Origin of the sequence: Fulvivirga sp. M361, from assembly GCF_007097395.1 — a bacterium.
In the GTDB taxonomy this organism is placed as follows: domain Bacteria; phylum Bacteroidota; class Bacteroidia; order Cytophagales; family Cyclobacteriaceae; genus Fulvivirga.
In genome coordinates this window covers 204,348-218,324 of the sequence record NZ_VKDC01000005.1, presented here as the reverse complement: position 1 = coordinate 218,324, position 13,977 = coordinate 204,348, and the positions used below count along the sequence as shown (strand labels likewise).

Here is a 13,977-nt window from a genome sequence, read left to right as displayed (position 1 = left end):
CTTTGCTGAGCTCCACGCTGTTCATCTCTCAACCATGAGCTTACTTTTTACTTCAGTCGCATAATATAAGCCAGCGCATAGTACGTGGGCCGGTTTTCATGGGCTAGTCCTCCTCCTCTTTCCTCAATGATGTGGCTATGACCACCTGCAGGGCTAGACCTTCCTACATTTGCAACTTCGTCACGTCTGTTTAATTGGTAATTCCAGTCTTGATTCGGGCCGGTCCTCGACCCCTCTGCGCTTAATGTCTTAGGCCCATAAATATTTATGCTTAAAGATTGTTGGCTTTCTGCATTCCGTGCTACATAGTGAGTATGATCCCTGGTCGAAGATGTTAAATTGCTGCCTTGGTCGCCATGATTATGACTTGGCATTTGATCTATACCCAGGGTCACTTCATCTTCTCCTCCCTGGTCATCCAGCGCATATGCATTGCTGCCATTGGATCCCGTTCCTACTATAAAACGGCCCTGCAAATCAGGTGTATTATTCTTACTGTTACATAGTGCCCAGCCTTCGTAAGGGGTGCCTTCAATACCAAGCCCGGAACCATCAAATTTTCCGGAAGTGGTGCCATGGAACATGATCACTCCGCCGGGCGGGGTCATTCCTATGCCCTGTATCTCACCCTCCACCTTTAACCCATTTTCAGGAGCAGTCTCATTACGATTGGTATACCCCCTGCCTATTACCATTTCACCTGCTATTTCCAGGGTATTTTCAGGTGTATCTGTACCTATTCCGATCTTAGGGTTTGAGAGATGATGGAAATGAGCGATATTTCCGGAGATCACATCCGTCGCATCACGCCAGCTTACCACCCATGGGTTGAGGATTCTATATCGTTTAGCATTGTGGTCCCAAAAGTTGAAATAAGAAGCATCCGTATTATACATCAGCAAACCTCCCAGGTTGGGCGATGTGATGGTTGGAAACTGATGCGTATCCCGTAAACTTAAGATCCACTGCTCATTTCCCCCGGACGGTACAAAAGCCTTGGTAACAGCGCTTCTTTCCAACTGTAATGAAGCCCAATCTTCAGGAATACCTCTTGTGGTACCAATGAATACCTGTGCGTAAGCCGAACAGGCGAAAAACGTGAGCAGGAAGCAACTTATCTTTTTCATGTTTCAATAGTTAGAATGTGATGTTTTTTCAATGGATTGAATGATCTTCCCTGACTTCGTATATCCCCTGAGCTGGTAAGAATAGGTATTCCCGGTTTTAGGGGTATCCAGGAAATTGTTTTCGGTAATTAGTTCAGATACTCTTTCATAATTGCCATTGACAGCCTTTCTGTAGATGGCATGTCCCTTCATCGAGGTTTCGTTATTAGTAGACCATCGTAACCGGATACCGTTCTCTTCGGGAATGACGTCAAACTGTTTATAAATGATGTTGTCCCTGGTTTCCGGGCGATGAAACGAAATGACATCGGATGGAGGGGACTCGTTCCCGCTTTCATCCGTAGCAGTAAGCCTGAAGTCACCCTGCTCCATTTCATCCGGGATGGGATACTCGGTGTTTTTGTACGTACCGACGTTTTCCCAGTCTCCTTCCGGAGCTCGATAATAGACCGTATACTGTGCTAAATCCCGCTCTCTTCGCGCTCTCCAGGTCAAGGTATATTTTTTCATGTTTTCCCGGATCCCTATGATGGCCGGAGTGCCCGGCGCCCGGTAATCTGGTAAGGCAAGTGTTGCATAGGCGCCCTCACTTGAGTTCATGGAAGTATCCAATGCCACTACTCTGTAGGTAAATTCACTTTTCACATGACTGGGAAGTGTATCTGTATGACTTTGACCCCTAATGATCCCGTCAGTGATGAGTGAAAAATGATTTTCATTCCGGCCAAAAGCGGAACGATAAACCCGGTAGCCCCACACATCTTCAGACGGTGAAGCCTCCCAGTGCATCGTTACAAACACAGAGTCCAGCGTTGCTGTGAAACTGGAAACCCGTACAGGTGGGATCTTGTCTTTGAGGTGGACCATTTCGATGGGTGATTCACTGATATTGCCTGAAAGGTCTTCTGCTACCACCTGGTAGCGATAAACACCGGACCTGGTCAGCAGGTCCTGGAAGGAAGGGTTTGTGATAGGTTTGGGGGTTAAAAGATGACTGACGGAGTCGTTCAGGCTGTTGAACCGGTAAAGTCTGAATCCATTAAGATCAGGTTCTTCATTGGCAGTCCAGGCGATCTCCACCCGGCCATCCGGATAAGGCACCAACTTCTCTAATTTTGGGGGTTTTGGAGGGATTTTATCCGTTAAGGTGACTTCGAAAGATTGACTCGGGGTAGATTCAATACCAAAAAAGTCAATGGCTGCAAGGTGATAGTGATAGGTGATCCCGGGAATTAAAGAGGAATCAGCATACATTACATCAGGATAGTCAAAAAAACCTTCTGCATTTTTCGATTGTACAGGGATAATAATGTCTTTGTTTATTTTAAGGGTGTCTTCGCCCTTGACGGCACGATACAGGTTGACCCCAAAGTACCTGTCCGGCTCAGGTTGCCAGTAGAACTCCACTTCTTTTTCCAGCTCTTCAAAGACGATGGACTGGGGTGGATCGGGGATGGCTGCCTGTTTGGAGTCATAACTAAGTAACTGGAGTAAATCATTGTTCTTTTTCTTTCCTGATTTTTTAGCAATTAGCTCCGTGACTTTATAATCGTAAACTGAACCTGGCACCGCAGTACTATCATCAAAGGCAATGCCCAGGTACTTCGCGAATTCATTTTCTTCAAGCACTTTTACCATCAGTCCGAACTGAATAAGGTCCGGCATAGGCCCGTGGATACTTTGTAGTAAGTTTAAATAATGCCGGATCTTACTATCATTGGCCAAAAAAGGAGTGAGCTGAAAGTCTTTGTACTTCACCGGGGTTTCGGTGAGCATGTCCCATTTCTTAGCGCCTGAAAGTCTGCGAAATACATGGTACTCTTTGGAAAGGTCAAAGTCGTTAACCAGCCATTTTAACCGGGTCACCAGTTGACCTTTTACCGGATGTTCTGCTGATGTGATCAACAGTTGTTTGTTATCTTGCGCCAGCCCGCAACATGTGATACCCAATAGACCCATTGTTATCCAATGCCTTCTTTTCATTATCCTATTTCCTTCTTATAGTTGAATGTGATCTCCTTACTCATCCCTATCACTTTGAATCGTACTAACACGTCAGCCTCAACGTTCATAGGCTTATCTTCAGGCCAGGTCCCTAATATCCTGGCCAACGCATAGAATTCAGCTATTGTAAGCGTACCATATTTACCGGCAACCGGCACTTCGTAGTCGATGTATGCACCGATATTACCTTCCAAAAAGCCTCCTACTTTGGTGAACCGGAACTTAGGGTTGATCTCTGCGCCAACAATGAGGCCGAGGTCGATAAAAGCCTTGGCGCGGCCTTTTACCACCACAACCTGTAGATTGATCTGGGGCGTTCTGAATTCTGCTCCCAGGCCTGCTGCTAAATGTAATTCGAGATCCGTGCCTGCACGTAGTTTTGAATACTTGAAGTAGGTGGACCATCTCATTCCCAAGCATCCGGGTAGCAGGTACACTCTTTTATCCGGTTTTCCTACTTCCAAAATGACATTATGAAAGTCCGATTCACGGTAATAGAGAAAAGCCAGGTCCCCTTCCCCACATAAAACGTTAGACCCTGTGACGAAGTCGGCGGTCAGAGCGCCTGTTTTTAACCCTTTCTTATCCCAGGAAAAAAATGCGGTTGCCCTGGATTGAAACATAGAATAGTCTACCACCCGGCTTATGGTTCTCATGTTAAATAGATCCATGGAAGTATCCAGGCGAAAGAAACCGGACTCGCCAAAACCCACATCAAGTGTGGCTGTTCCACTAAAGGTGGCGCCAAAAGTGGGTGTATCTATAATGGACGTAGCCACAGTCATTCCTCCAATTACATTTCGGTCAGGCTTGAAAACGACACTGTTATCCGTTGATGTGCCTAAAGTTGAACCGGCCATTGCGTTACTTACTGTACTTTGACGAAGTAAGTCAGCCAGGGCTTTTGCATCTTCAGTATTGTCTGTACCTGTTGCTCCGTTGTAAGTATCTATTAGTTTTTTGGTATCATCATCCAGGTCGTAGTTCATGTGTTTGAATACCCGGACCATTCCCCCGGTCATTGTGATGGGCCCCATAGGGATTCCATCTAAAAGCGCTTTTCTGACCCCAGTCATTTCTTTGCGAACAATAACATTTGGGAACATTGCTGAATTAGGCCTTTTTCGGAAGTTTTTCGCCGTACCCTTAAGCTGGTCGGTCAAGGCATTTTTCTGGCTACCTGCTAATCTTTTGGCTGTATTTTTATAAAGAGCACCTACCTTATCCGGATCAGTATCACGCTCTGATATAGTCTCTCGGTCTTCTACGTAAGTTTTTATTTTAGATAATTCTTTTGATTTTTTATCCAGGAATGCACTTTTTTCCGGCTTTCGATTACTCCATTCTTGGGTTCTTTTTGCCTTTATTTTGTCTATCTCATTCCGGATATTTTCTGTTTTTTTTCTTAATCGTTCTTTTGCGTTGTATAAAGCTACTCCCTTCCATTTATTGTGTTCATTTAATAAAGCATTTGCATCATTCATCTTTTTGGTTAGGTTCTCGTGCTTTTCCTGCAATGCAGACCTCCTTGAAAGCAATTCAGCTATTTCCTCGTTATTGGCTTTGTTTTGTCTAGCTGTTTTCAACATACTGTCGTTTACAACAATATCTATCTTATTGCGATCAATCAGCTTTGGTATCTCTTTCACGTCCTTTTCTAACTTCTCTTCTTTTTCTACAATATGCTTGTTCGCTTTTATGAAGTCATTATATTTTTTTTGCTCTTTTTCAAGTTCCAACTCTTTGGATTTAAGTTTTTTTAGGTCATCCAGGTCTTCTGGAGATAACCGGTCATTCTCTTTTTTTACTTGTTTTTTAAGCCTGGCAACTTTTTCTTCCAGCGCATCGATCGTAGTGACCTTTTTTATTTCCCTTCTTTGATTTTTTCTGTTAGCTGCAACTTTGAAATAATCTCTTTTCTTGTTTCTATCTTTTTTCAGGTAGTCGATTTCTCGTTTAAACCGAGCAGTAGCAGTCTTTTTTAACTTCTTTTTTTTCTCGATTATTGTTGCCTCATTTTGCTCATAAGCACGCTTTTTTTCTTCATAATCTTTTTTATGAGAATGGTCCTGAAGCCCTTCCAATATTTGCTTATATTCCCTCTTTACTGCAGCAAGTTCCGCTTTTTCTCCTTTCTCCTTATGCATGTTTGCTTTCTCCTGCAACTGTCGCAGCTTAGGGTTTTTAACAAGCATATTGCCATGATCTTTGAGTCTTTGCTTAGCTTCATCAAAAGCCTTTTTTTTGTCAATACTCTCTTTTTGCAGGTGGTCAATTTCCTTTTTAAGCTCCGTATATGGAGCCTCTAATTCCTTTATTCTCTCTTCTAATACTCGATCCGCATTTTCATAAGCATCTTTTGCTTGCTGATATTCTCTATCTGTAGATTTGTCCCTGAGCAAATCAAGTTCTTGTTGTGCTTTTGCCATTGCATCCTCCTTCTCCCTTAATTTTGACATATTGATGTCATCTTCTTGCTCTTCTATCAGTCTTTCAAGCTCCTCCTGTTTTTCATATTCCAAATGTTCGGCAGCATTTACTCTCTGACCTATCCCATAGTTATCTTTATCTGATGAGTTTAACTTTTTGTAGATCATATCATCTATGGGATTCGTTATGTTGGCAAACTCTCCCATACCGTAAGAGACATCAAACATCCAGTAGTTGAACGGGTCATCACCTGTTGTCTTTCCCAGGGTGATTTTTGCGCTACCATTGTATTCAAATGGGAACCGGATCAGGGCAGAACCAAATCCTGTTGTACAATCCCCCCATTCAGGATCATCTTTTACCCTGAAGCCACTGAACTCAGCGATAATTACCAATAGGTTCATCTTGAAGTAGAAAGAGGAATAGGGCTCAACGCTAAAATTTTTCATAGCGCCTTCCCCGGCTTTATGATGGTTGTAAAAGCTATCGTTCCCTTCTGTGAAGTTTCCCCAATGTGATGTTTGATTGTCCAGTATTTTTCGCCTGTCGTTAAGGTCCGTTCTGTCCTCACCAATTAATGATGGCTGCTGAACTTCAGCAGGATTTTCCAGGGCCCCGGGATCAGATCCTGTTGAGCTTTGGTACCTGGGCCGGTCAAAACCCCGGGCCGTGATGAATTCCGATGCTACAGGATTGCCATTTCTACCGGTGATATCTTCACCGAAAGAGATCTGGTAACCTGTGGAAGCGGCATAGATAGATTTGTAGAGCTCGAAACCAAGGTCAAAAACGGTGATCTCATATTGGTCCAGTCGCGCTACCACGTATTCATCTAGCTGATACCTACCTCCGGGTGTGTTGAAACCCACCTTTCCATTTCCCCAGATCTTAAGGTCTGTAACATCATCAAGGGTAATCTCAAAATGGTCCCATCGAAAATCCAGGTCTGTTTTAAGCGCATTGAAAGCGTCGAAATAGGGCGTCTCAATGAGTGTGGCAGAAGCATGGAATCGGTCGTCTGAAGTCTTGTCTCCAAAAGCGATGGTATGAAATGACAGATCTGTCTGCAATTGGTCATTTTCGAACCCCTCGTCCGTCAAGGTGACTTCACAGTCGATCACTTCATCACGGATAAAAGGAACGTGGATAGAAGCTTCAAAAAGGCCTTTTTCAATCAAATTATCCACAATGGAAAACTCAACCTGTCGCAGATGACCGCCGAATGTATTGAACGTTACCAGGTCTGATGAATCATAGGACAGCTTCATTCTAAACTGCAAACCACTGGTAGATACTTCTGCTTCGTGGTCAGTCGATTGCCCCTGGACGATGGGGTGTGTGATGGTCTCAGGTAATACGAAATGATTGCTGTCAAATTTTTTCTCCAATACCACATCATATTGCTCAAAATAAACCCCCTTCCATATTTGATCTGATGATCGGATGCCCGGAGACTGACCATCATCAAGATCAAACACTGTGATTTTAGGAACCAGATGAAATTTAGCGTTTGAAGAGAGTGCAAGTCCGTTGCTGGCATTTTCTTCCATACGATTGTAGAAAAGCTGGTTGAAATTCCGAAACTGGAAACTAACGCTATCCATCTCATTGCCATCAATGGCACCAGGGAGTATGAACTGGCCAAAAAAGCGCTGTTGATAAGTATTATTGCTTACTAAAAAGTCCGCCTTGTCCTCTAAAAGCAGTAATCGTAGGTCATAAGGGTCCAGGAAATTGAAGTAGTTCCCTGATTCGAGGGGAAATTTGTCATTGATTCTTAGTTCGTCGTAATTTGCCCATATCTTTTTAGAAGAGATATCTTGCTTTGATCCCTCATTCATTAGGAATGGCAGGTCCCATCGCACTTGCCCGAATATTTGTAGTGCATACTTATCCAATTGGACTTTCTCGGGGTAGAATATGGCCTCAGCATTTTTAGCTTCTTTGGGCGTTAGTGAAATATCTTCAAATTCTTCAGGCAGATCATACGTTATAGTCCCATTTTTCAGAATTATCCTTCCTGAATAGAGCTGCACTTCCAGGTTAGCAAATGATACCTCGTACCGGTTACTGTCAGCATCCAGGATGAGTGTTCCTTTTCCTGAAAAATTGGAGAATGTTGTGCCTTCCTCAAGCGTGGTAATGGCAATAACATGTTTGCCGGCGTGTACCTCTGAGATGAGTGGGGAGGTTTCAAAGGTCCTGACCTCACTGGCAGCGATCTCAATACCTTCTGTAAAAGCTTTTACCTGCCAGGCATATTTTTTCTCCGGTACCAGGGATTCTCTAAGGCGCATGCTCCATTCCGAAGAACCATTGGTATATCGTGTGCTGTCTGCGTATACTGTAGTATTGTTTTGAATCGCATCATCAGGGTCATCTCCTTCTTCTATTGCTACAATTCTTATACGATAGTTGAGTTGTTGTTGCTTGCTGAGGTTGTTTGGACTGCTCCATTTAAAAACGGTGGATGCCACCGGAGGAATAACTTCTTGATTTGCAGGTTCAGTCAGCGTCAATGAACCATCTACTTTATACCCATACTGGAACGTACAAATAGTGCTCAACCCATCGTTGAAAAGGTTGGTTTGTTCTAATGGATCTACGGCGCGTACACGATATACATATTGGTGCCCTTGTTTCAGCCGGAGAAAGGCGTCCTGGGGAATTTGGAAGAAGTTGCCCATTACCTCGAAGGTCTCCATGTTTGGATTGTTGACTTCCAAAGCATCCATCGGCGTGCGACCTTCCAAAACCTCGGCTATTGTCAAACGATAGTCACTAATTCCGGGTACCGACCCCCAGCTCAAAGAGAAATTTTGCTGCTGTGAGAATTTGATCACTTCACCACAAGTGGGCCTGTTGAGCAGGGGAGGCTGCCGGACAATGATATTCACATTTGCACAAACCTGGTTACTCAACGGCGTAAGCGTGCGATTATCAAGTGCTTCAAGGCAAAATCGGTACATTCCTTCCGGTAGCGCTCCGCCGTTACTTTCCAGGTTCCTGGCGGATATTCCTTTGTATACGGCATTCGCATAATCAAAATAAGGAGTGAGGTCTGCGGTGCTAAGACTGGTAAGCTCAAACTGATTCAGTCTTAACGGCTCGATGAATGTATTTGGATCTGTTTGAATTCTGACATTGTTGGTTATCCCTTCTATGGTTAACCTCAGACGGGTATCCCATTGATTGGCATTGCCATTAAATTGTAATGAAGCGTTGAGACGTCCTTCAGAAGCCACATATCCGATCAAAGATTGCTGATGTGGTAGCGGCACATTAAAAGATACACTTATTGGGAACCTGGAGGTTTGAGCCAGGGTATTGCTACTCAATAATAAGATGAGTAGGGTAGTAATGAAATTGTATTTCAAATAGATACTCTTCATTGATTGCTAAAATCTAAAGTTGTAGCTCAGTCTTGTGATCACCTCCGTGAAAGAGTCTCCCCGGACTACGTCGGACTTATGATTTCTGATAATCATCGTGGAGTCTAATTTTAAGAGGTGCATTTTACTGATTGTATAGTTTGCTCCCAGTCGGGCGTTTTGGATACCATTGATGGTGCTTCCCTGCTGGTCATTATTGAAGTAAGCGTGACTCAAATTGAGCTTCAGTTTCTTTTTTAGTAGTAACTTGCTTACCCGTAAGGAGGGTCCCCCCCGTCTTGTTTGAGTAGCTCCAAAATCGGAATCATTAAAATTGTAAGCGAATACAATGGATAGATTCGCAGGCCGGTATTTTAGTTGATAAGCGATGGTGGCATTTTGAATAAAACTTCGCTCATCCGGTGTATCAGGAGCTTCCGGGGTGGTAACATCGGTTTGATAGTTGCCATTAAGGGATATATTATGACGCCAGGTTCCCACGGCATAGCCGTATGCGATAGATGCCTGGTAGCTATTATTGACCTGCACGAAGTCCAGCGTATCTAACTCCGAGTCAATTAAAAATTCCTGGAGTGTGGTGTAATTGGAATAATTACCTGAGATATTCAGCGAAGGGACAGGGTTGAGATTAAAACTGCCGGAGATGGCGTTTCTTACTATCTTATCCGCATTATTGTCTTCCAGGTTATTGCTTTGCTTACCACCATTTCCGGAAAAACTCATTTTACCTTTCCATAAAGAACCACTGAAATCAATAGTATACCGCTCCAGGTCATTATTGATAAAAAAGGTGCCCAATGAGGTGTACCCGGGATCAATGTATTCGTAAGTAGCCCCTATAGTGTAGTTGCCGAAAGCATAGTTGACCGAAGTATTGAATGCATTGTTGATCTCGGTAGAACTCGTGGGTTGGAAAATGCTTCCGAATTGGTTGTAGATACGATAATGGTCTAACTTAATTTCGGGCGCCAGCTTATTTCTATTCAAAATACTGTTAGCAAGTTCTCCTTTAAGCTGTATTCGGTCGAAGAGTGCGATCCCACCTTGCAGACTCAACACCAGATTATCCTGGGGTAGCAATGAACCGTCTTCCGGTATAGTTATGGAGTTCTCTTCGTCCTGGACTTTCAGAAAGATCAGGTTTATATTTTTCCTACCATCATCATACCCTGTTTTGAACCCGTATCCATTACGTCTGAAAGAAGGTAGAAAAAAGGTTTGACCGCCAGAGGTGATGTCTCCGGATACTTCTTTTCTTAACCGGCCATAGAAGGCAGAAAAATGGAATTTGCCTGGGGTTAACTCTATGCCACCCCCTAAAAAGGTCACACCTGAAAATGTGTAGCTGGAGAAGTCCATCATACGATATCCTCCATGTAGCCGGATCCACCGATAGTTGGGACTGGCGCCAAACCGATTGAATTGCTGACCTAACCGACTTGTAAGACTACTGATGGAAAAGGTAGTGGGGATATGAATACCGTAGAGGTAAAAGTCTGCATTGCCTCCGTAAGTATAAACAAAAGGGTCGAACCGTGGCTCAATGCCATCTACCGTATAATATTGACCTGAGAGGTTGGCAGAACCTTTAAGATCAAAGCGCTTTGCATTCTTTATACCGTCCCAAAAGCCCGTTACCTTAGCTTTAGTATCTTCAACCACTGTTTCCAGGTCCTGGCTTTGTAGTGAGAATCCTAAGAAAAGAAATGCCAAAAAATATAAATTCTTCAAAAAATTCCTAGTTCAACTAAATTCAACCAAAAGTCAAAATATCCTGTCGATAAACCTTTTTTGAACAATGGACAATTTTATGGACAATGCTGAAAAATGCTTATTCTATGGATTCAGAACATGTTTTTATGTTGCTTGATTTTGATAAGAGCTTGTTGATGAGCCTTCTTCCTTATGTGTGAAATTCTTGTATTTGATTATCAAAAAGTTGTACATTGAAAGAGCGTGAATGCCGTATAAGCGAACAATTATTTATGCTGATAAGCCAAGCAAGTTTGAGGGCTTATTTTTTATTTTTAACTCATTTTAGTTGATTTCATCCCATTTTGTCGCCATGTATGAAATTGATGTTTTTCCTGCGGTTGGATATTCATCTACACTGTGGTCAGATTGAAAACAGGATCTGCCCTGGTTAATAAGTTCAAGGCCTGATGGTATCAATATTCCATAATTAAGTGGCCTTTGTCTAACCAAGGATTAATGGCGAGTTCTGTTCTAAGGCATTTCGAGTCACCAGAGAGTTAGAAGAATGATAGCGATTGCAATAGCCTTACCGGAGTTAACGTTACGTGGGTGAAAGCCTATATCTACTCTGCAATTAGTTTCGAGTTTTTACCCGCGATATTTAGTGAATAAACACCTTTCGTTAAACCCGAGATATTCACGTTATTTTTACCCTTTTTGAGTGAGTGGTTTGATAACTTCAGGCCATTAACATTCAGGATACTTAAGGCTGCATCGTTAGTCATTACGATATTGATGACATTAGTTGCTGGCATAGGATAGACAAAAGGAACATGATCAACCTGTATATTAACATCTATCGTTATAATATCAAATTGCTCACTTTGTCCATTATAATCTACCTGGGTTAATCTATAATAGTTTTTATGACCATTTCCGGGGTGGTTATCCAATAGGTTGTAGTTTGCCAACTCAAATTAACGCCAAAGGGTGTGTTTTTAGCCGAGAAGCCCGATAACTCTACAGGAAGAGGAGCACCAACACTTCCTAGTACATATTCTGAATTTGTTCCTGTACCAATGATATGATGGACCATAAATTTAATAATGGTAGCATGAGAGATAGACCTGACTTCATGTGCATATATTATTATCAATAAAATGCAGTAATAGTATTATTCGTCAGGCATGATAAATGATCATTGTATTGAGCTGCTTTTTAAGAAAATACTCAACTTAAATGGATGATTGACAATGTGATGAGTTTGTCATAGTGTTTGAGTTTATGTATAACCTGGCTTTTTTTATTAAATTAAGGATGAGGTTTTTAGAACGATAAAAATTGCTTTATACTTATCTTTCAATCGATTTAAAAGATAATCAGAGTAGATTATACTCAATTAGATTATAAAAGCATAAAGCAAGATTTTAACCTGAGAATTTCCGAAACATGCAAAACCAGGAGTCTTATAAAACTTAATGATTACTTAATGAAACTGCTTTAATTTCAGTGAGTTCTATTTTTTAGTTTTGAAATTCCTTGTAGTGAGATGGAAGGATCCGATAGAAATACCATACCTGATGCCAAGCTTGTGGCGCTGCTCGCCCAGGGAAATCGTGTTGCTTTCAACCAGGTATATGATCGCTATTGGAAACGACTTTATGGTTATGCCTTTAATATTCTAAGATGCCCGGGCCTGACGGAAGATGTGCTTCAGGATGTGTTTCTAAAAATTTGGGAAAACCGTGAGATCACAAAGATCACAATGTTGGAGACCTATTTATTTTCTGCTACAAGAAACAAAGCAATCAGTCTGATTAGAAAAACAAAGTTCACGGATTTTCAGGAAAAGCTTATTGAAAGCCTATCTCTCCCTCCTAAAGCTGAACAACAGCTGCAATGGCATGATCTGAAAAAAGAAATTGAACTTGCTACAGATTATCTTCCTCCCCGCTGCAAAGAAATATTCCATATGAGCAGGTTTGAGCAGCTATCTATTGTAGAAATATCAGAAAACTTAGGTATTTCGAACAGGTCTGTAGAAAATCAGCTCTCATTAGCGCTTAAGCATCTGCGAAAGTATTTGAACAAAAGCTCTCTCATCATTTTCTTCACTACTATTTTCTCCCTTCTGGGTTAAATAAAGAAGTAGTAAAAGTTACCGCTACGTTAAGCTTAATAAAAAGATCCTTTTTGTATGTGAGTCAAATGGGCTGAACGCGTCTTAGCTGTATAACCTATTTGTATGACAAAAAATGAATTCCTGATTCTGACTGATAAGTATAATCGCGGAGAATGTACACCAGGGGAGGAGAAACTTATCATCCAATTTTGCCAGGATGTTCAGGTAGCTGATATCACTTTGCAATGGGACCTGTCCGAAGAAGAAGAAACCAAAATCAAGTTGCTGAAGCGTATCAATAGTCAAATCGATACACAGCAATCGGAAGGTGAAACTAAAGGTAAAGAAGGTTCACGGTTCGCTTTATGGAAAGTGGCAGCTTCTTTAGCGCTATTTATTGGCATAGGTTATGGCACCTTTCATTTTTATAACCCAGAGCCGCAAGTCACTTATGTGACAAAGGAAACAGAGAGGGGGCAGCAGCTGAAAATAACCCTTGGCGATGGCTCTGTGGTTCAGTTAAATGCAGAAAGCTCTATACAGTTTCCGGAGGAATTTAGTAGTGCAGAAAGAAAAGTGCTTCTTGAAGGAGAAGCTTTTTTTAATGTAGCTAAAGATGCCGACAAGCCCTTTATTATAAAAACACAGGGTCTTAGTACGGAAGTGTTAGGTACGTCCTTCAATATTCAGGCATATCCGGAAGATGGAAACATAAAAGTAACCGTAGCCACAGGTAAGGTGAAAGTCAGACGATCTTCTGAGAGTGATAACTCATCTGAAACCACTTTGGGAAATCATGAGGAAGTATTCCTGCTCCCCGAATATCAGGCGGTTTTTCACAAAGAGACAGGATCTATTGCTAAGAGACAAGTTTCACTTAGCAGCTATTTAGGATGGAAAGACGGTTTGATTGTTTTGGAGAATGTTACCATAGCAGAAGCAGTTAAGAAATTGAGCAGACTCTATCATGTTGAATTTGAGTTTGAGAATGACCTTCATGGCAACTGTGTCATCAATGGAGAATTTAGAAGAGACGAATTGACCAATATATTAGAAAATCTCTCTTTTATAACCGCACTAAAGTTTGAAAGGGTCACTGACAAGAAAATAAAAATAACCGGAAAAGAATGTAACTAAAATAACGCCTATGTAAACAAAACCTATACAATCAATAACCAAGTTAAGAAGAACTAAAACACGAAGCCCC

General features: G+C 41.9%; 8 protein-coding genes. 2 read left to right on the top strand and 6 right to left on the bottom strand.

What is annotated here, in order from left to right:
• Positions 1 to 47: 47 nt before the first annotated feature.
• The 6 genes from FNH22_RS06140 to FNH22_RS06115 all read right to left on the bottom strand — a co-directional run bounded on the left by FNH22_RS06140 (position 48) and on the right by FNH22_RS06115 (position 11,804).
• On the bottom strand, positions 48 to 1,127 hold the full coding sequence (locus FNH22_RS06140) for a hypothetical protein (protein ID WP_143397461.1): 1,080 nt from the start codon (positions 1,125 to 1,127) through the stop codon (positions 48 to 50).
• Positions 1,128 to 1,130: 3 nt separating this feature from the next.
• Positions 1,131 to 3,110 carry a fibronectin type III domain-containing protein gene (locus tag FNH22_RS06135; RefSeq protein ID WP_143397460.1) on the bottom strand — a complete coding sequence of 660 codons (1,980 nt, stop codon included), beginning with the start codon at positions 3,108 to 3,110 and terminating at the stop codon, positions 1,131 to 1,133.
• A complete protein-coding gene (locus FNH22_RS06130) occupies positions 3,110 to 8,953 on the bottom strand; it encodes a hypothetical protein (protein ID WP_143397459.1) in 5,844 nt (1,947 codons plus the stop codon). Before FNH22_RS06130 ends, FNH22_RS06135 begins: the two co-directional genes overlap by 1 nt.
• 6 nt (positions 8,954 to 8,959) lie before the next feature.
• Positions 8,960 to 10,684 (bottom strand): hypothetical protein, encoded by a 1,725-nt coding sequence (locus FNH22_RS06125; protein WP_143397458.1) that lies wholly within the window; start codon positions 10,682 to 10,684, stop codon positions 8,960 to 8,962.
• Positions 10,685 to 11,271: 587 nt separating this feature from the next.
• Positions 11,272 to 11,601, bottom strand: a complete 330-nt coding sequence (locus FNH22_RS06120; RefSeq protein WP_143397457.1) for a T9SS type A sorting domain-containing protein — start codon at positions 11,599 to 11,601, stop codon at positions 11,272 to 11,274.
• Positions 11,556 to 11,804, bottom strand: a complete 249-nt coding sequence (locus FNH22_RS06115) for a hypothetical protein (protein WP_143397456.1) — start codon at positions 11,802 to 11,804, stop codon at positions 11,556 to 11,558. The genes FNH22_RS06120 and FNH22_RS06115 overlap by 46 nt, the downstream gene beginning before the upstream one ends.
• 393 nt (positions 11,805 to 12,197) lie before the next feature.
• On the opposite strand from FNH22_RS06115, the gene FNH22_RS06110 reads away from it, so the two are divergent.
• Positions 12,198 to 12,788: an RNA polymerase sigma factor gene (locus FNH22_RS06110; protein ID WP_143397455.1), complete on the top strand. Its 591-nt coding sequence runs from the start codon at positions 12,198 to 12,200 to the stop codon at positions 12,786 to 12,788.
• Between the two features lie 105 nt (positions 12,789 to 12,893).
• Positions 12,894 to 13,907, top strand: coding sequence for a FecR family protein (locus FNH22_RS06105; RefSeq protein ID WP_143397454.1), 1,014 nt, complete (start codon positions 12,894 to 12,896; stop codon positions 13,905 to 13,907).
• Positions 13,908 to 13,977: the final 70 nt, after the last annotated feature.

What these genes read in the sequence shown, in the direction of transcription:
- FNH22_RS06140 (WP_143397461.1), bottom strand. Translation starts at nt 1,127, where the DNA reads ATGAAAAAGATAAGTTGCTTCCTGCTCACGTTTTTCGCCTGTTCGGCT.
- FNH22_RS06135 (WP_143397460.1), bottom strand. Translation starts at nt 3,110, where the DNA reads ATGAAAAGAAGGCATTGGATAACAATGGGTCTATTGGGTATCACATGT.
- FNH22_RS06130 (WP_143397459.1), bottom strand. Translation starts at nt 8,953, where the DNA reads ATGAAGAGTATCTATTTGAAATACAATTTCATTACTACCCTACTCATC.
- FNH22_RS06110 (WP_143397455.1), top strand. Translation starts at nt 12,198, where the DNA reads ATGGAAGGATCCGATAGAAATACCATACCTGATGCCAAGCTTGTGGCG.
- FNH22_RS06105 (WP_143397454.1), top strand. Translation starts at nt 12,894, where the DNA reads ATGACAAAAAATGAATTCCTGATTCTGACTGATAAGTATAATCGCGGA.